The sequence below is a fragment of the Alteriqipengyuania halimionae genome, from assembly GCF_009827575.1.
Lineage (GTDB): Bacteria > Pseudomonadota > Alphaproteobacteria > Sphingomonadales > Sphingomonadaceae > Alteriqipengyuania_A > Alteriqipengyuania_A halimionae.
On sequence record NZ_WTYR01000001.1, the window covers coordinates 767,383 to 790,926 of the forward strand.

The following is a 23,544-nucleotide window of genomic DNA, read 5'->3' on the forward strand; positions in this document are numbered from 1 at the left end:
CCCGGCTCATCCCCCCGATCCAGGATCTTGCTGCCGCTCCTCTGCCTGTTGCGCTTTCCATTCGGCCATGCGCAGCTTCACATATTGGCGCAGCAGTTCGACCCGACGCGGGCGGAAGCTCGTTGCGCCCGGCGTGAGCCGCTCCATCCGTGCGACTTCGAACGTACGGTAGCTTTCGCGTAGCAGGCACCATCCCACCACCATCAGCGTCGTCGGGCTGTAGGACAGGCCGAGCGGGAGGATCTCGCGTTCGGAGCGGCGGTCGTTCTTGTCACGATAGGCGATATGCACGCTGGTCTCGTTCCAGCACGCTTCGCGCAGCATTTCGAGGTCGACCGTGATGTCGGGGCGCTCTTCGTCATGGCGCCACGATCGCATGATCGCGTGCATCGATTGCCGCGCCTGCCGATCGGGGAGGCTGGCAATGATCCGGGCCAGCGCGTCTTTCCCGGCGGCGGCCAGACGCTCGTCGCCCAACTGGTCGAGACTGCCAACCGCGAGCATCAGCGCTTCGGTCTCGAGGCGGGAGAAGCTCTGGGGCGGGAGCGCCGGATCTTCGGTCAGCGTGTAGCCATAGCCTGCCGCGCCATCGATCAGCGCGCCGCCCGCGCGCAACGTGGCGATATCGCGATAGAGCTGGCGCTGCGAAATCTCGGTCTCCGCCGCAAGCCGTTCGGCCGTGACGGGGGAGGGCAGCCGCCGCAATGCTGAAAGCAATCGCATGAGTCTGTCCTGCCGCGCCATCGCACCCTGCTGCCTCTTTCTGTCAGGAGGGGCGGCCTATCCGATCGGTCTCGCAATCGAAAGGAGAAACCCGATGCCTACCCTCTATCATTCGCCGCAATCGCGTTCGGATACCATCGTCGACCTCGTCCGCCTGCTCGGCGCCGATATCGATATCCACGAAGTCTCGATCACGCGTCAGGACGGTTCGGGCAGTCCTGATTGGGACAATCCGCATCCCGAAAAGAAGGTGCCGTATCTCGTCGATGGCGACGAGCACGTGCGCGAGCGCGGGGCGATCGTGCTCTATCTCACCGATGCCTATCCCGACGCCAAGCTCGGCCCGGTGGTGGGCGAGGCCGGCCGCGGCGCCTACCTCTCCTGGCTGTCGTGGTATCAGGGCGTGATGGAGCCGCTGCTGATCCTCAAAATGGCGGATATCTCACATCCGGCGATCGAAGCCGGAATTCGCGATGAAGCGACGATGCTCGAACGGCTGGCGGAGCCGCTGCGCGATGGGCCATGGCTGCTTGGCGAGCGCTTCAGCGCGGCCGACATCCTGCTGTCGTCGCCGTTCCAGTGGTTCAAGGAGATGCTGCCGGCAGATCCTGTAATCCGAGACTGGGTGTCGCGCTGCGCGGAAAAAGCGGCCCAGGGCTAGACGATAAGGCGGTCGATTGGGGGCTTCGGCGATTCCGTTTCGTTTCGGTACGCAATCGAACGAGGCCGCCAATTCGCTCGCCCGGGTCCGTGAAATACCTTATGTACTGCGAAGAAATCGCACGGTGCGTTTCCTTTTCGCGACCCAAAGGCATTAAGATGTTGAAATACTTCCGATCGTTTTGCGCTGTCCTGCTGTTGATGGCGGGAATCGGTGTCGCCCACGCGCAATCGAACAATCTTCCGCTCGGTCTCGATGCGCTGCGCGAATGGAATCTGGTCGTCCTGGGAGACCTCACGTCCAATTCCGAAGTAGAGGGACGCACCTTCGTGGGTGGCGACCTCAAGGGATCGTCGTCCAATTACAACATCGTCGCGGGCCAGGATCCTTCGCCCAACGGTCAGCCGGCGCTGACGGTGGTCGGCAATGTGATCGGCGGGGCCAAGAATCTCAACAATGGCGGCGGCGCAGTCGTCGGCGGCAATGTCGATAGCGGCTTCAACCTCAATGGCAGCGCGCAGACGGTGAAGGTCGGCGGCACGATCAGCAGGACCAATGTGAACCAGAATACGGTCGAATCCGGCCTCGCCGCCAGCGACCCCAGTTTCCTTTCCGACCTCAACCAGGACAAGAGCGCGCTTACCACCAGTATGGGCAATTTGTCGGCCGACCTCGGTGAGCTGACCGCCAACAGCACGCTCGACATCCAGGGCAACAAGGGCGTTTTCTCGGCCCAGCCCGATGCGGATGGCGTTGCGGTGTTCGACATCTCGCAAGCCGATCTCGACCGCATCGGAGAAATCGAATTCGATCTCAACGGCGCGGAAACAGTCATCGTCAATGTCGCCGGTACCGACATCACGCTCAACGACAATTTCCTCGGCGGCACGCAGAAGCTCGGCGAAAAGGTGATCTGGAACTTCCCCGATGCGACTTCGCTCAAGACGACCACTGCCTGGGGCGGGTCGATCCTCGCGCCGAAGGCCGACGGCCAGCTCGGCAACTTCATCGAAGGTTCGGCGGTGTTCGGCAACCTCGACCAGCGCGGCGAACTGCACCTCGGCACGTTCTCGAGCGATTATCCCGGCCCGGACATCCCGACCGGGTCGAGCGGCGGCACCACTTCGGGCGGCACCAATGGTGGTACCCCGGTTCCCGAACCCAACATGCTGCTGCTGTTCGGACTGGCGATTGCCGGGATGATCATCGCGCGCACCGGCAAGCGCAAAAGCAAGGCCTGATCCTCACCTGCATGGCGGGCGCGATGCCCGCCGGCGTCAGGCCATTCCGCCGACGACGACTTCCATGAAACGCGGCGGGCTTTTCGGCCCTTCGGGGATAATCCCCTTGGGCGCGGCGCCCTGCGGCAGCACTTCGAGCGGCATGCCGGCAGCGGCGAGAGCGTAGGGGCTCACCCGGTGGCGGGTGCACAGGCCGCCCGCGCCGTCCGACACCAGTTCGGTCTCGAACTCGACTCCGAAACGGTCTTCCCCCGCGCGCGCAACCGTTCCGACGGCGAGCTGGCCGTTGCCGAGATCGAGAACGATCTTCTCGCCCTGCGGCACGCCCACCAGGCCTTCGACGAGCGCGCCCGTTTTCGACAGGTCGCGCAGCATCGCGCCGTAGCGATGATCCTCGTGAATCACACCGATCCGGCGAAACACCGAGCGTCGCTCGGGCCGGTGCGTATCGGGGCCGTCAGGCTCGATCTTCCACTCGCCCGCTTCCATCCGTTCCAGCACTTCGGCCAGCGGCAGCGCCTTGGCGTAGAGCCAGCCCTGGATGAACTTGGCACCCTTTTCCTTGACCAGTTCGAGTTGGTCGAATGCTTCGACCCCTTCGACCGTGACGTCCATTCCCAGCGCATCGGAAAGACCGATAATAGCGGCGATGATCTTGGCGCTGTTCTGGTCCTTGCCGGTGCAGGAATCGACGAAGCTCTTGTCGACCTTGAGCTTGTCGAACGGCGCGGCGCGCAAATAGCTGAGCGAGGAATAGCCCGTCCCGAAATCGTCGAGCGCGATCCGCACACCCAGCTTCTTGAGCTGATCGAACATCTCCTCAACCGTCTCGCTATCGCCCATGAACACGCTTTCGGTCAGCTCGAGCTCGAGCCGGTCGGGCGCCAGTTCGCTTTCTGCCAGCGCGTTGGTGACGATCGACAGAAAGCCCTTCTGCGAGAACTGCTTGGGCGACACATTGACCGCCACCCGCACCGATTCCGGCCATTCGGCGGCATCGGCGCACGCGCGGCGCAGGGCCCACTCGCCCAAGCGGTTGATCAGCGCGGTACTTTCGGCGATCGGAATGAAGCTGTCGGGCGGCACCATCCCGCGTTCGGGATGGTTCCAGCGCATCAGGGCCTCGAACCCCACCACGGCCGAATCCTCGCAGCGGACGACGGGCTGGTAATGAAGCTCGAGCTGGTCTTCGACAAGCGCGTCGCGCAAATCGTCGAGCAGTTCCTGACGCTCGACCTCCCCATCCTTCAAGTCTGCCGAATAGAACCGGAACTGGCCGCGTCCGCCGTGCTTGGCAGCGTAGAGCGCAAGGTCGGATGACTGGATCAGGTCCTCGCTCTCGATCCCGTCATAGGGCGCGATCGCGATCCCGACCGAGGTGCCGATGACGGCGCGCTTGTTGTCGATCGGATAGGGCTGCGAAAGGATCTGGATGATCTTGTCGGCCAGTTCGCCGAGCTTCCCGCGATCGTCGAGATCGGGGAGGATCACCTGGAATTCATCGCCGCCCAAGCGCCCGACATGGCCGCTGTCACCGATAATCGAGATCAGGCGTTCGGCCACCATCTTCAGCAGTTCGTCGCCTGCCTGGTGACCCATTGTGTCGTTGACCTGCTTGAACTTGTCGAGATCGAGCATCATCAGCGCGCAGGAACGTTTGGCCATCTTGAACGCGGCCAGCATCGATTCGAGCCGACGGGTCATCCGGTGACGGTTGTAGAGCCCCGTGAGTGAGTCGAATTCGGCGAGGCGGCTGTCTTCGAGCTTGCGATTGTATTCGACCGTGACGTCCTTGGCGGAGCCGCGATAGCCGAGGAAATGGCCTTCATCGTCGAATTTCGGATGGGCGGAGATCTGCCACCAGATATCGGCGGACGGCTTCTTCGCGCACAACGAGCAACGCACCACGACCGAATGAAGCTTGCCGCGCGCCTTGATCTGGAACTTGAGTGGACGCGAAGAGCGACCGTCGGGATCGTCGGGATCGGTTTCGAACAGCGATTCGAGCGGTTGATCGAGCATTCGTTCCGGCTCGAGACCGAGATGCTCGGCCGCGCCCGGCGAAAGGTAGATCAGCTTGTTCGCGGCATCGGTAGCCCAGATCCAGGAGAGTCCCGTACGCTCGTAATCGTCGAGCAGGGCCAGCCGCGCATGCGGATCGCGCATGTCGATTCCACCGGCGGTAACCGGAGCGGTCTCGTCGTCCGTATCGGCGGTATTGGCGCGCTTGCGGAATAAACCCATAATTGTCCCGTTCGCTCCTCACGGGTGAGGAACAGGCGGAAGCTATGGCGCGATTTGGTTTCTAATCGCCTAAGATCGCACGCGTTGGCGACGGTGTTTGCCGCAAATATCCGAAAGCGGGTGTCCGCGTGACAGCGGCCACAAGCCTATGCGGCCTCCTGCAGCTCCATGTCGAGCCGGTCCCAGATTTCCACCAGCGCGTCGACCAGTTCGGCCATCAGCTCTTCGGTGTGAGCGGGGCCGGGGGTGAAGCGCAGGCGTTCGGTGCCGCGCGGCACGGTGGGGAAATTGATCGGCTGCACATAGACGCCATATTCGGCGAGCAGGATGTCGGAAATCTTCTTCGCGCGCACCGGGTCGCCGACCATCAGCGGGACGATATGGGTGGTCGAATCCATCACCGGGAGGTGGGCTTCGCGCATCATCGCCTTGAGCTTGGCGGCGCTGGCCTGCTGGGCGTCACGCTCTTCGCTCGACGCCTTCAGATGCTTGACCGAGGCGAGCACGCCGGCGACCAGCACGGGGCTGAGCGAGGTGGTGAAGATGAAGCCCGGTGCATAGGAACGGATGCAGTCGATGATCTTCTTGTCGGCCGCGATATAGCCGCCCATCACGCCGAACGCCTTGCCCAGCGTGCCTTCGATGATGTCGACCCGATCGGCGGCTTCGTCGCGTTCGGTGATCCCGCCGCCGCGCTTGCCGTACATGCCCACCGCGTGGACTTCGTCGATATAGGTGAGCGCGTTGTATTTTTCCGCCAGGTCGCAGATCGCGTGGACCGGGGCGACGTCGCCATCCATCGAATAGACGCTTTCGAAAGCGATCAGCTTGGGCGTGTCGATGTCTTCGGCGGCCAGCAATTCCTCAAGATGCTCGAGATCGTTGTGGCGGAACACCCGCTTCTCGCAGCCCGAGTTGCGGATCCCGGCGATCATGCTGGCGTGGTTCAACTCGTCGGAGAAGATGACACAACCCGGCAGTAGCTTGGCGAGCGTCGCGAGGCTGGCTTCGTTGGAGACGTAGCCGCTGGTGAACAGCAGCGCGCCTTCCTTGCCATGCAGATCGGCGAGCTCGTTTTCGAGCTCGATATGATAGTGCGTGTTGCCGCCGATATTGCGCGTGCCGCCAGAGCCCGCGCCGACATCGTGCAGCGCCTCTTCCATCGCGGTCACGACCTTGGGGTGCTGGCCCATGGCGAGGTAATCATTCGAACACCACACCGTGATCGGCTTCGGCCCGTTATGCCCGGCGAAGCAGCGGGCATTGGGGAAGGCCCCCTTGTTGCGCAGGATGTCGATGAAGACGCGATAACGGCCTTCCTCGTGAAGGCGTTCGATCGCTTGGTCGAAGATGTGCTGATAATTCATCGGTCTCTCGTCCTTGGCGGGGCCTTAGACCTGCGATGCGCGGATTTGAAGGATTGTCTTTGCGAACGATTCTCACCAGTTAGGCGCGAATGCTACAGCGTCTCGCAAACCTCTAACCCGTAAGCCAAAAGTGCCGGTTCGAGCGCGGCGAACCGATCGTCGGTTTCTGTCAGAACGAGGCGATCCGGCTGCTCTCGCTCGAAACTGTGGCCTTTGAGCAGATATGCGACTCGCCTGGCGATGCCCTCGGCCCCGTGGACGAAGCGCACATCGCCCATCGCGGCACGCAGTTCTTCCTCCACCAGCGGGAAATGGGTGCAGGCCAGCACCACTGTGTCCATCCGTTCGCCGTCGGGCTGATCGCGGAAGGCCTTGGCCACCCGTTCGAACACCGCCGGATCGGGCGTGCCGCCATGCAGTCGCTCTTCCGCCGCGGCGACCAGCCCGGCCGAGCCATGGCGAAGCAGCGTGCAATCGCTGGCGAAATCCGTCGCCAGCGCGTCGACATAGGCTTGGCGCACGGTCGCATCGGTGCCGAGCAGGCCGATCACGCCGGTCTTGGTCAGAGCGGCGGCGGGTTTGATCGCGGGAACGGTGCCGACCACCGGGAGGTCGAGCGCGGCGCGCACATCCTCGAGCGCGATGGTAGAGGCGGTGTTGCAGGCGATCACCACGAGGCGCGGGCGATACCGCTCGACCAGTCGCCCGAGCAGCGCGGGCACACGGGTGGCGATCTGCGCCTCGCTTTTCGTGCCGTAGGGAAAGCCCGCATTGTCGGCGGCATAGACCACCGGGGCATCGGGCAATGCGCGCCGGAGCGCCGCCAGCACGGACAGTCCGCCGACACCGGAATCGAACAAAAGGATGGGGGCGGTCGGCGACATTCGGCTAGCGAAATGCCGCCATTTACCGCCCCCGTCAATCGAGCGTTGTGCGGTCGGTTCAGTCCTCCGCGACCGCGCCGGCACGGATTAGCGAGGAAGCGAACCAGTTCTCGAACTCGTCGTAGCTGACCCGCCCATCCTGGTCGTCGTCGAACAGCGCGACGGCGCTGCGACCGGTCTGCTCGGTCTTCTCTCCCGATTTGCTGCCATCGACCTTCGACAACCGGATGTTGGAGGCTTCACCGGATTCGATGAACCCCGATCCATCCTTGTCCATCCGGTCGAAGGCTTTGCGCAGGTCGGCCTTGGCCAGTGTCCCGTTCTCGCGTGGTGCGAGACACCGAGTTCGATGGCGATTTCCTTCGCCGTGGCAGGTGCAAGCCATAGGCGCAGGCATTCCTTTTCCTTTTCGGTCAGGCGTTCGGGCGAGCGGGGTAAGGCGTTCGACATCGGCATGCATCTTAGCCCCATCGGGTGGCAGGGGCATAGTACCGAAGGCTGGTACCTTTTCGCGGCGCTTACGGCGGCTTGTCCGAATGAACCATTCCCGAGCAAGCGTCTTGTGTGCTCGGCCTGCTTGCCTCTATCGTCGTCGCGAAGACGGCGCCGTTTCCGCGCGCCGGTCGATTGCCGGAGGTTCGATGGAAACGTTGCTCGCCGCACTTGCGGCCTACCTCGTTGGCTCGATCCCGTTCGGCCTGCTGCTGACCAAGGCCGCCGGTCTGGGCGATGTCCGCGCTCAGGGATCGGGCAATATCGGGGCCACCAATGTACTGCGCGCCGGGGGCAAGAAACTGGGCGCGGCGACGCTGGTGCTCGACCTCCTCAAGGGGCTCGCCGGGGTGCTGATCGCGCGCCTGGTGTTCGGTGAAGAAACCGCGCCCTATGCCGCCGTTGCCGCGGTGCTGGGCCATTGCTTCCCCGTCTGGCTCGGTTTCATGGGCGGGAAGGGCGTGGCGACCAATGCGGGTGTGAGCTTCGGCCTGGCTTGGCCGATCGGGCTGGCCTACGCGCTGGTCTGGATCGGCGTGCTGGCGCTGACGCGCATCTCCTCGCTGGCCGGGATGATTTCGGTCGTGGCCGCCGCCATTGCGGCCGCGCTGCTGGGGTACGAAGCTTATGTGCCCGCGCTCATCGTGATCGCGCTGATCATCATCTGGCTTCACCGCGCCAATATCGGGCGGCTGCTGAAGGGCGAGGAACCCAGGGTCGGATCGAAGGGGTGAGGAGCGCGCCATGAGCGAGTTGACGCAGGACGAAGCCTTTGCGCGCATTCGCCTGCTGCGTTCGCCCAATGTCGGTCCGGTGAGTTATCGCCAACTGTTGCAACGCTTTGGCAATGCCCGCGCCGCGATCGACGCGCTCCCCGATCTCGCCCAGCGGGGCGGTCGAAAGATCGCGCCGACCCCGACCGGCAAGGTTGAGGCCGAGATTGCCGCAGTGAAGGCAGCAGGTGCGCGCTATCTGTTCCACGACCAGCCCGACTATCCCCCGCTGCTGGCCGAGCTCGACAGCGCGCCGCCGATCGTCACCTATCGCGGAGATCCTTCGCTGGCCGCCAGGCCGTGCGTAGCGATGGTGGGCGCGCGCAATGCAAGCGCGGCGGCTGTCAAGCTGGCACGGGATTTCGCCCATGCCCTGGCGGAGGAAGGCTGGACCGTCGTGTCCGGCCTCGCGCGCGGGATCGACGGCGCGGCGCATGAGGGCGCCTTTCCCGGCACCATCGGCGTGATCGCAAGCGGGATCGATATCGCCTATCCGCCGCAACACGCCGCATTGCAGGAACGCATCGCCAGCGAAGCGCTGCTGATCGCCGAGGAACCGCCGGGCAGCGAGCCCCGCGCGCAGCAATTTCCCAAGCGCAACCGCATCATCGCCGGAATGGCGGCGGGCACGCTGGTGGTCGAAGCCGCGCCCAAATCGGGTTCGCTGATCACCGCGCGGCTGGCGGGCGAAGCGGGGCGCGAGGTGATGGCGATCCCGGGCAGCCCGCTCGATGCGCGCAGCCACGGCTGCAACCAGCTGATCCGCGAAGGCGGCGTGCTGGTCCAGACGCCCGAGGACGTGATCGAGCTGCTCTCCGGCTTCGACGGCACCCCGCGCAGTACGTTCCGCGAGGCCAGTGCCCCGCTCTGGGAGCCTGCCGAGGAGCTGCCCGAAGCCGAACCCGCAGAACTTGCCGACTGGCTTACCACCGCGCCCGTCGCGGTGGACGAACTCATCCGCCAATCGGGCGACAGCGCCGCCGCAGTGCAACTGGCACTGCTGGAACTGGAACTGGCCGGACGGCTGGAGCGGCACGCTGGGGGCAGGGTGAGTTTGGTTCAAGCCTAGAAGGACTTTACTATGGATCTCGAAAAAGTCTGGGAAATGCGAGAGGAAGAGATTTATCCGGCGCTGTTCGGATCGGAACAGAGAGGGATATTCACTCTCAGCTCAGAACTGTTTTCAAGCACGTTCCATCAACAAGAAGTTGATCCGCGATGGCTATCTATGGGTGTGATCGAATTCGCTCCAACCACAGAGCGCGCCTCATGGGTTTACGTGACCTCGGGTATGTCAAACCCATGGTTTCAAGAGCCTTCCGAATATGATCCTGAGGGTGAATCTGGATACGGAGTTGAGTTTACGTTTTCCGTCGCGGCGCAGGGCGATTGGGCCATAAATACGCTCGCCAACATGTTGGCATATAACCTATTGCTCAACGCCGGGGTCTATCCAGGTTGCGATCACATTGGATTGCATGACCGGCTACCTTTAAATGCTCCTATCGACGGTAATCAGAGTTGCGAGATCAAGAATCTAATCCTCACAGAATGCGAAGACATTCCGCGAAAATTTGGTCTTCCGTCGGGCGAGGTCATTTTAGTTGGCTTTACAGGAATCACAGATTCTGAGGTTGCGTATGCAAAGTCGCATAGCTCAGACGCGTTGATCGATAAGTTGCGAGACGCTGGTGCGCATCCCGTTACTGACCCTCGTCGCCGCCCGGTGATTTAACGCGCCAATCTTCTCACCTGACCAATTGACCGCTTGACGAATCGCCCTCCCGCCTGACCATCGCGCGTACGTACACGTACACACGTAAGGGACTGCCCGAACTCATATGCAACTCGTTATCGTCGAATCGCCGGCCAAGGCGAAGACCATCGAAAAATACCTCGGCAAGGACTTCAAGGTTCTCGCCTCCTACGGCCATGTGCGCGATCTGCCGCCCAAGGATGGCAGCGTGCGCCCGGACGAGGATTTCGAGATGGACTGGGAAGTCTATTCGGATCAGCGAAACCGCGCCCAGGTGAAGGCCATCGCCGATGCGGCCAAGAAGGCCGACCGCCTGATCCTCGCAACCGACCCCGATCGCGAGGGGGAGGCGATCAGCTGGCACGTGCTCGATCTGCTGAAGAAGCGGAAGGCCCTCCCTGCCGATGTCGAGCGGGTGACCTTCAACGCGATCACCAAGCAGGCGGTGACGAGCGCGATGGAGAAGCCGCGCCAGCTCGACCAGGATCTGATCGACGCCTATTTCGGGCGCCGTGCGCTCGATTACCTGTTCGGCTTCACGCTTTCGCCGGTGCTGTGGCGCAAGCTGCCCGGTGCGAAATCGGCGGGGCGCGTGCAGTCCGTCGCGCTGCGTTTGATTGTCGATCGCGAGCGCGAGATCGAAGCGTTCAAGTCGGACGAATACTGGTCGATCGTCGCCAAGATGGAGCAGGACGGTACCGGCTTCGATGCGCGGCTGGTCAAGTTCGATGGTGAGAAGCTGGAAAAGCTCACGCTCGGCAATGAAGGCTCGGCCGCCAAGGCCAAGGCCGCGGTCGAGGAAAACGAGTTCCGCGTCGTCGGCGTCGATACCAAACCGATGCAGCGCAGCCCCGCGCCGCCGTTCACCACCTCGACGCTGCAGCAGGAAGCGGCGCGCAAGCTAGGCTTCTCGGCCAGCCACACGATGCGGCTTGCGCAGTCGCTCTACGAGGCCGGCGCGATCACTTACATGCGTACCGATGGTGTCTCGATGGAAGGCAGCGCAATCGCTTCGGCACGCAAGGCCATCACGCGCCGCTATGACGGGCATTACCTCCCGGAAAAACCGCGCCAGTACAAAACCAAGGCCAAGAATGCTCAGGAAGCGCACGAAGCGATCCGGCCGACCGATTTCATCAAGGAAAAGGCCGGGCGCGGCGACGAGGAGAAGCTCTACAAGCTGATCTGGACCCGCGCTCTGGCTAGCCAGATGGCCTCGGCGCGGCTCGAGCGCACGACTGTACACATGGAAGAGGCGACCGGCCGCCACGGCCTGCGTGCCACCGGCCAGGTCGTGAAATTCCCCGGCTTCCTCGCGCTCTACGAAGAAGGCATCGACAAGCGCGGCGACGAAGAGGACGAGGACGGCCTGCTGCCCTTCCTGCGCGAAGGCGATACGCCCGCCAAGCGCGCGGTCGAGGCCAATCAGCACTTTACCCAGCCACCGCCGCGCTTCTCTGAAGCCTCGCTGGTCAAGCGGCTTGAGGAACTCGGCATCGGGCGTCCCTCGACCTATGCTTCGACCATCCAGACCCTGCGCGATCGCGACTATGTGCGGATGGAGAAAAATCGTTTCCACGCAGAGGAATCGGGGCGTCTTTTGACGGCGTTTCTCGAACGGTTCTTTACCCGCTATGTCGCGTTTGATTTCACCGCAGGGATGGAAGACGAGCTCGACGAGGTTTCCGGTGGCCGCGCCGAATGGAAGAAGGTGCTCGAAGCCTTCTGGCGCGACTTCAAGCCGAAGAGCGACGAGGTGATGGAGCGCAAGCCTTCGGAAGTCACCGAAGTGCTCGACACCTTCCTTGAGGATTACCTTTTCCCGCCCAAGGCCGACGGCACCGATCCGCGCCTTTGTCCGCGCTGCGGCGACGGGCGGCTGGCGCTGCGTGGGGGCAAGTATGGTGCCTTCGTCGCCTGCTCGAACTACCCCGAATGCAAGTTCACCCGCCGTTTCGCCCAGCCTGGCGCCGATGGGGAGGATCCGGCCGAAGACACAATCATGGGCAAGGACCCCGAGACCGGTCTCGACGTCGAGCGCAAGTCGGGCCGCTTCGGTCCCTATGTGCAGTTGGGCGAGGGCAAGGAGGCCAAGCGCGCCTCGATCCCCAAGGACCTCGACGACTTCGATCTCGAATGGGCGCTCAAGCTGTTGGCACTCCCGCGCATCGTTGGTGAGCATCCCGAGACGGGCGAGGAAATCGAAGCAGCGATAGGACGTTACGGTCCCTATCTCAGGCACGATGGAAAGTACGCGAAGCTGCAATCGACCCGCGATGTCTTCGACACCGGCATGAATGCGGCGGTCACGCTGCTGGCCGAAGCCGCCAATCGCAAGGGTGGAGGCCGCGCCAAGGCCGAGCCGATCAAGACTTTCGGTAAACACCCGGTGAGCGAAGCCGAGATGAAGGTGCTGCCCGGCCGCTACGGCCCCTATGTCACCGACGGCACGACCAACGCCACGATCCCGCGCGACATGAAGCCCGAGGACGTGACCGAGGAAGACGCCATCCGCCTGATCGACGAACGCGTTGCCAAGGGGCCGGCGAAGAAGAAGGGAAAGAAGAAGGCGCCTGCCAAGAAGAAGGCTGCGCCCAAGAAAAAGGCACCGGCCAAGAAGAAAGCTGCGGCCAAGAAACCCGCGGCGAAGAAATCCGCCGAAAAATCATCGGACCCGGCATGAGCAAGGAGCGTTTCGAACGTCACAAACAGCCATGGAACGCGGACGAGGTGGGCCAGCTGCGGACGCTGGCCGCCAAGGGGCAAGGACTGAAACAGATCGCGAAAGCGCTTGGCCGAAGCGAGGATTCGACCAAGGACTTCGCGAAGAAACAGAAGATCGCGATCGCCAAGAAACGCTAGCCGTTGGCAGCATCTTGCCGCCGGCAGCGTGCTAGCGCGGCATTTCCAGTCCCATCGCTTCGTAGAACTCGCGATCCTCGTCCCAGCCTTCCTCGGTTTTCACGTGCAGGAAGAGGTGGACCTTGCGGCCGAGCATCTCGCTCAATTCCTCGCGCGCGGCCTGGCCGATCGATTTGATCATCGATCCGCCCTTGCCGAGCACGATGGCGCGCTGGTTGTCGCGGGCGACGACGATCTGCTGGTGGATTTCCACGCTGCCATCGTCGCGCTCGGTATAGCTCTCGGGCCGCACCGCGCTGTCATAGGGCAGTTCTTCGCGCAGCTGCTTGTAGAGCTGTTCGCGCGTCACTTCGGCAGCCAGCAGGCGCTCGCTCGCATCGGACACCTGGTCTTCAGGATAGTGCCACGGGCTTTCGGGCATCGCCTTGGCGAGCTCGGCCTTCAATTCGGGCACGCCGTCGCCGGTAAGCGCCGAGACGAAGAACACTTCGGCGAAGTCGATCTGATCGACCAGCTCCTGCGCCAGCGCCAGCAGCGGCTCCTTCACCGCCTTGTCGACCTTGTTCAGCACCAGGATCTTGCGCTCGGGCCGTTTGGCCAGCGCTTCGATCAGCGGCATCAACTCGTGTCGGCGCTGCTTGATCGGATCGACCAGTAGCAGCACTGCATCGGCCGCCTCGGCGCCTTCCCAGGCGGCGGTGACCATCGCGCGGTCGAGCTTGCGGCGCGGCGCGAAGATGCCCGGGGTGTCGACGAGGATGATCTGCGCGCTGTCATGCAGCGCGATCCCCATCATCCGGGCACGGGTCGTCTGCGCTTTGGGCGAGGTGATCGCGACCTTCTGGCCGACCAGCTGGTTGACCAGGGTGGACTTGCCGGCATTCGGGGCGCCGATCACGGCGACCACGCCGCATTGGGTTTGTTTGTCAGCCATAGGTTTCGATGAATTTCCTTGCCGCTTCGGTTTCGGCGTCCTGTTTGCTCGATCCGCTGGCCTCGACCGCGCCGACCTTTTCGATTTCGACCCGCACGGTGAAATGGCGCGAATGGTCGGGCCCGGAGGTGTCGATCACGCTGTAGCGCGGCGGGCGGCGATTATTGCCAGCGGCCCATTCCTGCAGCGCGCTCTTGGGATGCTTGGAACGGCCCATACGCCCCGACAGCGTATCTGACCACAATTGCTCGACCATTGCGGCGGCGTTTTCGAAATCGCCCGTCATGAAGGCTGCGCCGATCACCGATTCCATCACATCGCCGAGGATGTTGGTGCTGTCGGTGCCGCCATCGTCGCGCGCCTGCTTGCCGAGCCGGACATGCGCGGGAAGCCCGCTAGCACGGGCGACTTCGGCGCAGGTATCGCGGCTGACCAGCGCTGCCAAGCGCTGCGCAAGCTTGCCTTCGGCCTGGTTGTCATGCGTGTAGAGCCATTGCGCGATCGCGAGGCCGAGCACGCGGTCGCCGAGGAATTCGAGCCGCTGGTAATCGCGCTTCTCGCCGGTCGAACCATGCGTCAGCGCGTCGAGCCAGACGCCTTCGTCGCCGAGGTCGCGACCGACCAGTGCGATCAGAAACGCGCGGGTGTCGTCGGAGAGGGCAGGGCGGGTCAGAGACCGTCTCCGATCCGGTCCCACCGCGCGGCCGTGAACCATGTCCACGGAAGGAAGGTGCTTGCGCTGCCATCGCTCGACCAGATCCGCATCTGCGCTTTGCCGAGCAGCAGGTTCATCGGCACATAGCCGACCCCGCCGCCGGCCACCGCGGGTGCGCGGCTATCGAGCGAATTGTCGCGATTGTCGCCCATCATGAACAGGTTTCCTTCGGGCACGACGTAGACCGGCGTATTATCATACTGGCCCAAGCCGAAATCGAGCGTGTTGTAGGAGACGTCATTGGGCAGCGTCTCGCGGTATTGCTCGTAGCGGCAGACCGGCGTTCCGTCGTCCGACACGGTGCGGAAACGCTGGGCGGCGCAGGTCGTGTTTTCAGACTGCGGCTCGATGAAATCGGCGACCTTCTCGCGCTTCACCGCGGTGCCGTTGATGTAGAGGACGCCCTCTTTCATCTGGATCTGGTCGCCGGGCAATCCGATCACCCGCTTGATGTAGTCCTCGTGACTGACCGGGTGTTTGAATACGGCGACGTCGCCGCGCTCGGGCTCGCTGCCGAAGATGCGCCAATCGCCCACCGGAGGTTCGAACAGCAGCGAATAGCGGGTGTAGCCGTAGGACCACTTGCTCGCCGCGAGGTAATCGCCGTTCCACAGCTTGGGCAGCATGGATTCGCTGGGGATCGAATGCGAGGCGAAGATGAAGCTGCGGAAGATGAACACGATCACGAACAGCTTGAGGATGAAGACGAAGATATTCTCTTCCTTCTTCTCCTTCTTGGCGGGCGCGTCGGTGCTCTCGTTTTCCGGCTTTTCGGCAGGCGGGGCGGCGGTGTCGGTCATGGCCGGCTCCTCTGCCCTTGAACCCGCTCGAAAATCAAGCGCGCAGGGATGAAGACGGGTCTTTATTCGACGGGCGTGCCACTCTAGGCCGGTCGCCAATCATCGACGGAGACAAGCGTGACCGATCCGCAAGCCATCTGGAAAGAACTGACCCTTCTCGAAAAGCCGACCCTTGCGGCGCTGTTCGAGGATCAAGCGAGGGTGGACGAATGGTCCCGCGCGCTCGACCTGCCGGGGGGAACGATCCGCTTCGACTGGTCCAAAACCCATCTCGACGATGCGCATGGCGAGGCTTTTGCCAAGCTGGCCGGTGCGATGGACTTCGCCGAAAAGCGCCGCGCGCTGTTTGCAGGCGAAATTGTCAATCAGACGGAGGATCGGGCCGCCGAACACACCGCCGAACGCGGTCATGGCGACGATGAGGCGGTGGCGCTCGCCGATGCGCTCCACATGCGGATGCGCGGCCTGGTCGAGGCGATCCATGGCGGCGCCTTCGGCGAGGTCCGGCACCTGATCCATGTCGGGATCGGCGGTTCGGCACTCGGCCCGGCGCTGGCGCTCGATGCGCTGGCAAGGGACGATGCCAAGGTCGACGTCCACGTCGTTTCCAACGTCGATGGCAATGCGCTGAAGGCGGCGTTCGCCGCCTGCGACCCGGAAACGACCATGCTCGCGGTCGCGTCGAAGACGTTCACCACGATCGAGACGATGACCAACGCGCAGTCGACGCTCGACTGGATGCTGGAAGGTGGCATTGCCGATCCCGAGGGCCGCGTGGTCGCGCTCACCGCCAATCCCGGGAAGGCGGTCGATTGGGGTGTCGACGAAACGCGCATCCTGCCGTTCAGCGAGACCGTGGGCGGGCGCTATTCGCTGTGGAGCTCAATCGGCTTCCCGGTCGCGATCGCACTGGGCTGGGAAGGCTTTGCCGCGATGCTCGACGGGGCGGGCGCGATGGACGCGCATTTCCGCGAGAGCGAGGGCCTTGCGAACCTGCCGCTGCGCGCTGCCTTTGCCGATCTCTATTACACCCATCTGCGTGGTTGCCAGACCCGGGCGGTGTTCGCCTATGACGAACGGCTGGCGCTGCTGCCCGATTATCTCCAGCAGCTCGAAATGGAGAGCAACGGCAAGAGCGTGACCGTCAATGGCGAGCCCGTCCACGGCCCCACCGCGCCGATCACCTGGGGCGGCACCGGCACCGACGCGCAGCACGCGGTGTTCCAGCTCCTGCACCAAGGCACGCATCTGGTGCCGGTCGATTTCATCGCGGCCATCGAACCCGGCCACGATCTCGACCCCGCGCATCACGAGATCCTGCTGATGAACTGCTTCGCCCAGGGCGCCGCGCTGATGGCGGGCAAGAAGAGCGAGGATGGCGCCAGGAACTACCCCGGCGACCGCCCCAGCGCGACGATCCTGTGCGACGCGCTCAACCCTGCGACGTTGGGCGTGCTGATCGCGTTCCACGAACACCGCACCTTCGCGAACGCGGTGCTGCTGGGCATCAATCCCTTTGACCAGTTCGGTGTCGAGCTGGGCAAGCAGCTCGCCCGCGCGATGGAAGAGGACGAGGGGGAATTCGACGCGAGCACGCAGGCGCTGCTGAATGCGGCGGGGTTGGGGTGATGAAAGAACCTTATGAGCGACCTTAGATCCATAGATATGCGTATCATCTCAGAGATGGTCGAGTGCTTTCGTGGTGCCGGTTATGTTCTCAATTTCGGCGATGGCACCTTCGCGGAATATTTCGCAGATGAGTTTAACATCGATATTGATGCTCCCGAGTTCTGTGAAGACGGGCAATCCAAAGGTAAGCGGCTTCGCTGCTTTTTGCGAAAGGCTGATAACACCACTGCTCTCCGTGTCATCGAGTCGTTGTGGGCGCATCGTCAGTATGAAATGGAGCGCATTGGTCGAAGCGAACAGTTGGTTGGCCTCGAAGGAAAAATCGAGCTCATCAAAGCTCGTTTGAAATCAGGTCAATCATCGTCGAGCACCCCTTTACCGCATGCATTCGACCACGGTAAGTTCGATGAACTTAAACAGCGGCTCTACAAATTGCGAAACGTACCCCCACAGCGCAGAGGGTATGAATTTGAAACATATTTAACTGATTGCTTCAATGCATTTGGCCTATCTGGACGCCGCGGTTTTCGAAACACTGGTGAGCAGATAGACGGCAGTTTTCTTCTCGATCATGAAGTGTATCTGCTGGAAGCAAAATGGACTGACTCTCCGATCGGCGTTGCCGAGCTTAGGGCGTTCTTAGGGAAGCTAGAGAAAGCATCGTGGACGCGAGGCGTTTTTGTGAGCTACAACGGTTTCATCGACGTTGGCCTGACTGCATTCGGTAATGCAAAAAGTCTCATATGCGTGAACGGTGAAGACATTTACGAGGCTTTAGGTTCAAAGGTTTCTTTAGATGAGCTTTTACGCAGGAAAGTTCGCACCGCCGCTGAAACAGGGTTACCGTTCACACCATTTTCTAAGTTGAAGATGACATGACATTTCAGCGTAAATGTCTCTCCAATGGGATAGAGGATAGCTGCGACGATGAATCATGTTTTTGCACTGGCAGGCGGGCTCCAGCGATGATCCGTCTGGTCCAGACCCTGCTCGCCGCCGCTGCGCTCTGGCAGGGCGTTCCGGCGCATGCGCAGGAAGAGCAGCCTGCTCCGCAGTCGATCCTGTTTATCGGTAACAGTTTTACCCAGGGGGCCAATTCCGCCGTGCTGCGCTATCGGCCCGACAGCGTCGAGGACATCAACGGCGAAGGCGTGGGGGGCATACCCGCCCTGTTTGCGAAATTCGCCGAGGAGGCCGGGCAGGCGTGGAGCGTGAGCCACGAATTGCGGGGCGGCAGCACGCTGGGTTTTCACCTCAACGAAAAGCGCGAGGCGATCGACCGCTCGTGGGATGCGGTGGTGATGCAGCAATATTCGACGCTCGACCCGAAGATCCCGCTCGATGCCCGCGACACGCGCGAGGATGCCCCGGCGCTGGCGCGGCTGTTCACAGCCGCCAACCCGCAGGTGCAGGTGTATCTGATGTCGACCTGGACCCGCGCCGATCAGACCTATCAGCCGACCGGGCACTGGTTCGGCAGACCGATCTCCGCCATGGCGCTCGACCTCAGGCGCGAACTCGACGCGGTCGACGCGGCAAGCGAGGAGATCGATGCGGTCCTACCCGTCGGCGAGGCCTGGAACGCTGCGATCGTAGCCGGGATCGCCGACGCCAACCCTTATGACGGGCGCGATTACGGCAAGATCGACCTGTGGAGCTACGACCATTATCACGCCAGTGCCGAGGGCTCCTATCTCGAGGCGCTGGTGGTGTTCGCCGAAATCACCGGATACGACGTGCGCCAGTTCGGCGATGGTGAAAGGGCCGCGCACGAACTGGGCATAGAACCCAAGGTCGCCGGGCGGCTGCAAAAGGTCGCGATGGCGCAAGTGCTTGCACAGCGCGACGCGGAAGGTGCCAAGCCCTAAGGCGTGCGCGGCGATCGGATCGACGTTTGGTACCGGTGCTTCCGCATCGGCTCGAACCCAAGTCGATCAGCTGATCTGAAACGGTTCGAGGGTGACGCGGCGGCGCAATGCACGCGGGGGCTTGGCATGAAGCGCCAGGGCCTTGGCGGTGAGCACACATTCGATGGCTGCGCTGCGGGGACGCGGATCAGGCATGGTCGTGCTCCCTCGCTTCGCGGCGTTCGCGAGCCTTGCGGGCTGCGGTCGCGCGGCGTTCGAACAGACGCCGTTCGACATTGCGCTGCGAATGGTGGCGCAGGTTCCAGATCACAATGGCCAGAACGACGACGAGCAGCGCAATCAGCGCATAGGCGATCATCACCCGCGTGGACATGACCACGGCCCAGGGCGCGAGGGTGAGGGAGGGGACGGACGACATTACGGCTCCTGTTCTGCGGGAGCGCGACGTAGTCTCTCAGTTCCGGGCATGCGGTTCGTTTACCGGAATGGGTGCGCTCTAGAGCATTGCCCTGGTTTCACCAAACGATTGTGCGCGGCACATAGACGGTGAAAGATTGACTTTTGCGCTGCACTGCACCACATGGGCTTCATCGAAGCGCCAGCCAGCGTGAAGCGGCGGCCTTCCAGGCAAGCCCCGGCGCGCTTCGGTTCCAGTTCTCAAGCTTCCCATTTCACGCGGGCGGTTTTCAACCCCCGCGCCGCGCGACGATTCCGTCTGCGCGCCGCTCAAGTTACGAGTTTTCATGACACAATTTACAGACCTCGGGCTCTCGCAGCCCGTGCTTCAGGCCCTCGATCTCAAGGGCTACGATACACCTACACCGATTCAGGCGCAGGCGATTCCGCCCGTGCTCGAAGGACGCGACCTCCTCGGCATCGCGCAGACCGGCACCGGCAAGACTGCGGCGTTCATGCTGCCCTCGATCGACAATCTTCGCGAGGCGGACAACCAGACCCCGTTCAAGTCCTGCCGCATGCTGGTGCTTGCGCCAACGCGCGAACTGGCCGGGCAGATTGCCGAAAATGCCAAGGAATATGGCGCGCTCGCCGGGCTCAAGGTCCACTCGATCGTCGGCGGGACCTCGGTCAACAAGGATCGCAACAAGCTGCATCGCGGCACCGACATTCTCGTCGCCACGCCGGGCAGGCTGCTCGATCTCATCGACCAGAAGGCCTTCCGCCTCGACGGCGTCGAAATCCTCGTCCTCGACGAGGCCGACCAGATGCTCGACCTCGGCTTCATCCACGCGCTGCGCAAGATCAGCCAGCTGGTGCCCGACGAACGCCAGACGCTCTTCTTCAGCGCAACCATGCCGACCGCGATCAAGGAATTGGTGGGCAAATATTGTCGCAATCCGGTGACCGTCTCGGTCACGCCCGAAAGCACGACCGCAGAGCGGATCGACCAGTATCTCTTCATGGTCCAGCAGGACGAGAAGCAGAGCCTGCTCGAAATGATCCTCTCGGGGCGTCACCCGATCCCGGGCAAGATCGAACGTGTGCTGATTTTCGCGCGGACCAAGCATGGCTGCGACCGGGTGGTGAAAAAGCTCGCCCAGGTCGGCATCGCCGCCAATGCGATCCATGGCAATAAGAGCCAGCCGCAGCGCCAGCGCGCGCTAGACGAGTTCAAGCGGGCCAAGACGCCGGTGCTGATCGCGACCGATGTCGCGGCGCGCGGGATCGACATTCCCGGTGTCAGTCACGTGATCAATTACGAACTGCCGAACGTGCCCGAGCAATATGTCCACCGGATCGGCCGCACCGCGCGTGCCGGGGCGGACGGGGTCGCGATCGCCTTTTGTGCCGAAGACGAACGGGCTTACCTCAAGGACATTCGCAAGACGACCGATGCCGAATTCGAACGGCTCGATTTGCCGGAGAATTTCCGTGCGGTGGTCGAAGGCGTCGGCCCGACCAAGCGCGCTCCCCCGGGCCAGCGCGCGCCGCGTGCGAAGGTCCAGCCGCGTCCGGGCGCTGCGCCCAAGGGCGGACGGCCCAAGCAGAAGCATCCCGCTCGCAAGGGCAGGCCGCAAGGCGCCGGGAACGGTGGCGGCCAGGGTGGTTCCGGTGGTGGTCAGCGCCGTGGCAATCGCAATCGTCGCCGCAGCGGCGGCGGAGGCGGTCGGAACAATCCTTGACCCTCTTCGCTAGGGTTGTCAGGCGCTAGCTCGATAATCCACGCGGAGACGATCACGACATGACCGGCACGATACTGTTCCTGCTGCTGGGCTTTGCCCTGCTGGTGGGCGGGGGTGAATTGCTGGTCCGCGGCGCGGTGCGTTTGGCCGAGCGGCTGGGGCTTTCCTCGATGCTGATCGGCCTCACCGTGGTCGGCCTGGGCACCTCGATGCCCGAGCTGGCCGCGAGCGTGCAGGCCGCATTGGCCGGATCGCCCGGCATTGCGCTGGGTAACATCGTCGGCTCGAACCTCGCCAACACGCTGTTGATCCTCGGCACCGCTGCGCTGATCGCGCCGGTGATGGTGGAGCGCAGCGTGTTGTGGCGCGATGGTCTTGTCGGGCTGGGCGGCGTGTTGCTGCTGATGCTCGCTGGGCAGACGCTGGGCCTCGATCGTGTGGTCGGCATCGGCTTCCTGGCCGTGCTGGCGGCCTATATCTGGTTCGCCTTCCATCAGGAGAAAACCGGTGTGCACGGGGCCGCCGGAGACCGCGTCTTGGCCGTGGAAGGCACGCATCCCGATTTCCACGTCGAGGAAGAACCGCGCGGCAGCATGTGGACGGCGGTGGCATTGTTCCTCGCCGGGCTTGTCCTGATCGTCGCCGGGGGCACGGTGCTGATCGATGCGGCGGTCAAAATCGCGGGGCATCTCGGCGTGTCGGACACGGTCATCGGCCTCACCATCGTGGCAGCGGGAACATCCTTTCCCGAACTCGTCACCACCGTGATCGCGGCGCTTCGCAAGCAGAGCGATCTCGCGCTCGGCAATGTGCTCGGCTCCAACATCTACAACATCTTCTTCATCGGGGGAGTGACCGGCATCGTCGCGCCCGGGCCGATTCCGCTCCCGATCCTGTCTTTCGATCTCTGGGTCCTGGTCGGCGCTTCGGTCGTTGCGATGGTGTTCGCCTTTACCGGCGGACGTCTCGGGCGATGGGAAGGCGGCGCGCTGGTCCTCGCCTACACCCTCTTCATTCTTTTCACCGCCGACCTGATCCGGCTCTAGGAGCATTTGCATGACCGCCTCGAACGATACGCCCGAATACGATTACGATCTCTTCACCATCGGTGGCGGATCGGGCGGAGTGCGCGCGAGCCGGGTCTCTGCCGCACACGGCGCACGCGTCGCGCTGGCGGAGGAGTACCGCGTCGGCGGGACCTGCGTGATCCGCGGCTGCGTGCCCAAGAAAATGCTCGTCTACGGTGCGCATTTCGCCGAGGACCTGAAAGACGCGCGCGCGTTCGGCTGGTCGACCGAAAAATGCGAGTTCGACTGGAAGACGCTGCGCGACAATGTGCTCGACGATGTCGACCGGCTCGAGAGTGGCTACACCGAGACGCTCGAGAACCACGACGTCGAGATATTCAAGGAACGCGCGACGATCACCGGCGCGCATGAGATCACGCTCGAAAGCGGCCGCACGGTTACCGCGAAATACATTCTGGTCGCGACCGGCGCGACACCGCGCATGCCGAGCTGTCAGGGCGCCGATCACGCCATCAGCTCGAACGAGGCGTTCCACCTCGACGAATTGCCCAAGAAGATCATCATCGCCGGGGGCGGCTACATCGCCAACGAGTTCGCCGGTATCTTCAACGAATTCGGCTGCGATGTGCATATCGTCAACCGCGGCGATCGCCTGCTCCGCCAGTATGACGAGGCGGTGCGCGACCGGCTGCTGCAGATCAGCACGATGAAGGGGATCAAGTTCCGCTTCAACACCACTTTCGAATACATCAAGCCATGCGACGAAGGCGGCTATTTCGTGAAGCTTTCGGATTGCGACGAGGAAAAAGCCGACCTCGTGATGTTCGCGGTCGGACGCATTCCCAACACCGACGGGCTGGGCCTCGACAAGGCGGGGGTCGAACTCGGCGAGAATGGCGAGGTCAAGGTCGACCGCTTCAGCAAGACCAATGTCGATCACATCTACGCCGTCGGCGACGTCACCGATCGGGTGCAGCTTACCCCCGTTGCTATCCGCGAAGGCCAGGCCTTTGCCGACACCGTGTTCGGCGGCGGCGATCCGGTTGCGGTCGATCATTCCTGCATTCCCAGCGCCGTGTTCAGCCATCCGCCGATTGCATCGGTGGGCATGACCGAAGGCGAGGCCAAGAACGCGCTCGGCAGCGTGAAGGTCTATCTGTCGGATTTCAGGCCGATGAAGAACGTGCTTGCGGGCCGCAACGAGCGCAGCCTGTTCAAGATGATTTGCGACGGCGAGAACGGCAAGATCGTCGGCATCCACATGATCGCGCCCGAAGCGCCCGAAATGATGCAGGCAGCCGCGATCGCGGTCAAAGCCGGGCTGACCAAGGAAGACTTCGACGCGACCACCGCGATCCATCCGACCATGGCCGAAGAACTGGTGCTGATGCGGTGATGGCGTGATATTGCGGATCTCCGAAGGGAG

General features: G+C 63.0%; 23 protein-coding genes. 13 read left to right on the forward strand and 10 right to left on the reverse strand.

Annotated elements, in window-relative coordinates; genetic code table 11:
• Positions 1–6: 6 nt before the first annotated feature.
• Entirely contained in the window at positions 7–723 is a 717-nt protein-coding gene (locus GRI68_RS03750; RefSeq protein ID WP_234028704.1) for a helix-turn-helix transcriptional regulator, read from the reverse strand.
• A gap of 94 nt (positions 724–817) precedes the next feature.
• On the opposite strand from GRI68_RS03750, the gene GRI68_RS03755 reads away from it, so the two are divergent.
• Positions 818–1,384, forward strand: a complete 567-nt coding sequence (locus GRI68_RS03755) for a glutathione S-transferase family protein (protein ID WP_160616002.1) — start codon at positions 818–820, stop codon at positions 1,382–1,384.
• A gap of 200 nt (positions 1,385–1,584) precedes the next feature.
• Entirely contained in the window at positions 1,585–2,625 is a 1,041-nt protein-coding gene (locus tag GRI68_RS03760) for a choice-of-anchor A family protein (RefSeq protein WP_160617832.1), read from the forward strand.
• Between the two features lie 36 nt (positions 2,626–2,661).
• On the opposite strand, the gene GRI68_RS03765 is transcribed toward GRI68_RS03760, so the two are convergent.
• From GRI68_RS03765 to GRI68_RS03780, 4 genes are all read right to left on the reverse strand, one after another.
• On the reverse strand, positions 2,662–4,869 hold the full coding sequence (locus GRI68_RS03765) for a putative bifunctional diguanylate cyclase/phosphodiesterase (protein WP_160616003.1): 2,208 nt from the start codon (positions 4,867–4,869) through the stop codon (positions 2,662–2,664).
• Positions 4,870–5,015: 146 nt separating this feature from the next.
• Positions 5,016–6,236, reverse strand: coding sequence for a 5-aminolevulinate synthase (hemA, locus tag GRI68_RS03770; protein ID WP_160616004.1), 1,221 nt, complete (start codon positions 6,234–6,236; stop codon positions 5,016–5,018).
• 92 nt (positions 6,237–6,328) lie between these two features.
• Entirely contained in the window at positions 6,329–7,120 is a 792-nt protein-coding gene (gene murI, locus GRI68_RS03775) for a glutamate racemase (protein WP_160616005.1), read from the reverse strand.
• A gap of 58 nt (positions 7,121–7,178) precedes the next feature.
• On the reverse strand, positions 7,179–7,517 hold the full coding sequence (locus tag GRI68_RS03780; protein WP_160616006.1) for an EF-hand domain-containing protein: 339 nt from the start codon (positions 7,515–7,517) through the stop codon (positions 7,179–7,181).
• 244 nt (positions 7,518–7,761) lie between these two features.
• Between GRI68_RS03780 and plsY the strand changes: the two genes are divergently transcribed.
• The 5 genes from plsY to GRI68_RS03805 all read left to right on the forward strand — a co-directional run bounded on the left by plsY (position 7,762) and on the right by GRI68_RS03805 (position 13,003).
• Positions 7,762–8,346: a glycerol-3-phosphate 1-O-acyltransferase PlsY gene (gene plsY, locus GRI68_RS03785; protein ID WP_160616007.1), complete on the forward strand. Its 585-nt coding sequence runs from the start codon at positions 7,762–7,764 to the stop codon at positions 8,344–8,346.
• A gap of 10 nt (positions 8,347–8,356) precedes the next feature.
• Positions 8,357–9,454, forward strand: coding sequence for a DNA-processing protein DprA (gene dprA, locus GRI68_RS03790; RefSeq protein ID WP_160616008.1), 1,098 nt, complete (start codon positions 8,357–8,359; stop codon positions 9,452–9,454).
• A 12-nt stretch (positions 9,455–9,466) separates the two neighbouring features.
• Positions 9,467–10,120 (forward strand): suppressor of fused domain protein, encoded by a 654-nt coding sequence (locus GRI68_RS03795; protein WP_160616009.1) that lies wholly within the window; start codon positions 9,467–9,469, stop codon positions 10,118–10,120.
• A 106-nt stretch (positions 10,121–10,226) separates the two neighbouring features.
• Positions 10,227–12,824: a type I DNA topoisomerase gene (topA, locus tag GRI68_RS03800; protein ID WP_160616010.1), complete on the forward strand. Its 2,598-nt coding sequence runs from the start codon at positions 10,227–10,229 to the stop codon at positions 12,822–12,824.
• On the forward strand, positions 12,821–13,003 hold the full coding sequence (locus GRI68_RS03805) for a hypothetical protein (RefSeq protein ID WP_160616011.1): 183 nt from the start codon (positions 12,821–12,823) through the stop codon (positions 13,001–13,003). Before topA ends, GRI68_RS03805 begins: the two co-directional genes overlap by 4 nt.
• Positions 13,004–13,034: 31 nt before the next feature.
• Here GRI68_RS03805 and era read toward each other — a convergent pair whose 3' ends face one another.
• From era to lepB, 3 genes are read right to left on the reverse strand one after another with little or no spacing between them, the layout of a single operon-like run.
• On the reverse strand, positions 13,035–13,937 hold the full coding sequence (era, locus tag GRI68_RS03810) for a GTPase Era (RefSeq protein ID WP_160616012.1): 903 nt from the start codon (positions 13,935–13,937) through the stop codon (positions 13,035–13,037).
• Positions 13,930–14,652, reverse strand: a complete 723-nt coding sequence (gene rnc / locus GRI68_RS03815; protein ID WP_160617833.1) for a ribonuclease III — start codon at positions 14,650–14,652, stop codon at positions 13,930–13,932. Before rnc ends, era begins: the two co-directional genes overlap by 8 nt.
• Entirely contained in the window at positions 14,607–15,452 is an 846-nt protein-coding gene (gene lepB, locus GRI68_RS03820) for a signal peptidase I (RefSeq protein WP_160616013.1), read from the reverse strand. Before lepB ends, rnc begins: the two co-directional genes overlap by 46 nt.
• A 117-nt stretch (positions 15,453–15,569) precedes the next feature.
• On the opposite strand from lepB, the gene pgi reads away from it, so the two are divergent.
• From pgi to GRI68_RS03835, 3 genes are all read left to right on the forward strand, one after another.
• Complete coding sequence (gene pgi, locus GRI68_RS03825) at positions 15,570–17,081, forward strand: glucose-6-phosphate isomerase (RefSeq protein WP_160616014.1); 1,512 nt, start codon at positions 15,570–15,572, stop codon at positions 17,079–17,081.
• Between the two features lie 36 nt (positions 17,082–17,117).
• Positions 17,118–17,960, forward strand: coding sequence for a restriction endonuclease (locus GRI68_RS03830; protein ID WP_234028705.1), 843 nt, complete (start codon positions 17,118–17,120; stop codon positions 17,958–17,960).
• Between the two features lie 86 nt (positions 17,961–18,046).
• Complete coding sequence (locus GRI68_RS03835; protein ID WP_160616016.1) at positions 18,047–18,949, forward strand: PEP-CTERM sorting domain-containing protein; 903 nt, start codon at positions 18,047–18,049, stop codon at positions 18,947–18,949.
• 66 nt (positions 18,950–19,015) lie between these two features.
• Here GRI68_RS03835 and GRI68_RS13865 read toward each other — a convergent pair whose 3' ends face one another.
• Both GRI68_RS13865 and GRI68_RS03840 read right to left on the reverse strand, forming a co-directional pair.
• Entirely contained in the window at positions 19,016–19,144 is a 129-nt protein-coding gene (locus GRI68_RS13865) for a hypothetical protein (protein WP_267902081.1), read from the reverse strand.
• On the reverse strand, positions 19,137–19,367 hold the full coding sequence (locus tag GRI68_RS03840; RefSeq protein WP_160616017.1) for a hypothetical protein: 231 nt from the start codon (positions 19,365–19,367) through the stop codon (positions 19,137–19,139). Before GRI68_RS03840 ends, GRI68_RS13865 begins: the two co-directional genes overlap by 8 nt.
• 325 nt (positions 19,368–19,692) lie before the next feature.
• Here GRI68_RS03840 and GRI68_RS03845 point away from each other — a divergent pair, with 325 nt between their 5' ends.
• Genes GRI68_RS03845 through gorA form a run of 3 tightly spaced genes read left to right on the forward strand, consistent with a single transcriptional unit; the run spans position 19,693 to position 23,514 of the window.
• The gene (locus GRI68_RS03845) at positions 19,693–21,090 is read left to right on the forward strand and encodes a DEAD/DEAH box helicase (RefSeq protein ID WP_160616018.1); all 1,398 of its coding nucleotides are present in this window, start codon (positions 19,693–19,695) and stop codon (positions 21,088–21,090) included.
• Positions 21,091–21,149: 59 nt separating this feature from the next.
• Positions 21,150–22,136 (forward strand): calcium/sodium antiporter, encoded by a 987-nt coding sequence (locus GRI68_RS03850; RefSeq protein WP_160616019.1) that lies wholly within the window; start codon positions 21,150–21,152, stop codon positions 22,134–22,136.
• A gap of 10 nt (positions 22,137–22,146) precedes the next feature.
• On the forward strand, positions 22,147–23,514 hold the full coding sequence (gorA, locus tag GRI68_RS03855) for a glutathione-disulfide reductase (protein ID WP_160616020.1): 1,368 nt from the start codon (positions 22,147–22,149) through the stop codon (positions 23,512–23,514).
• The last annotated feature ends 30 nt before the right edge of the window (positions 23,515–23,544 follow it).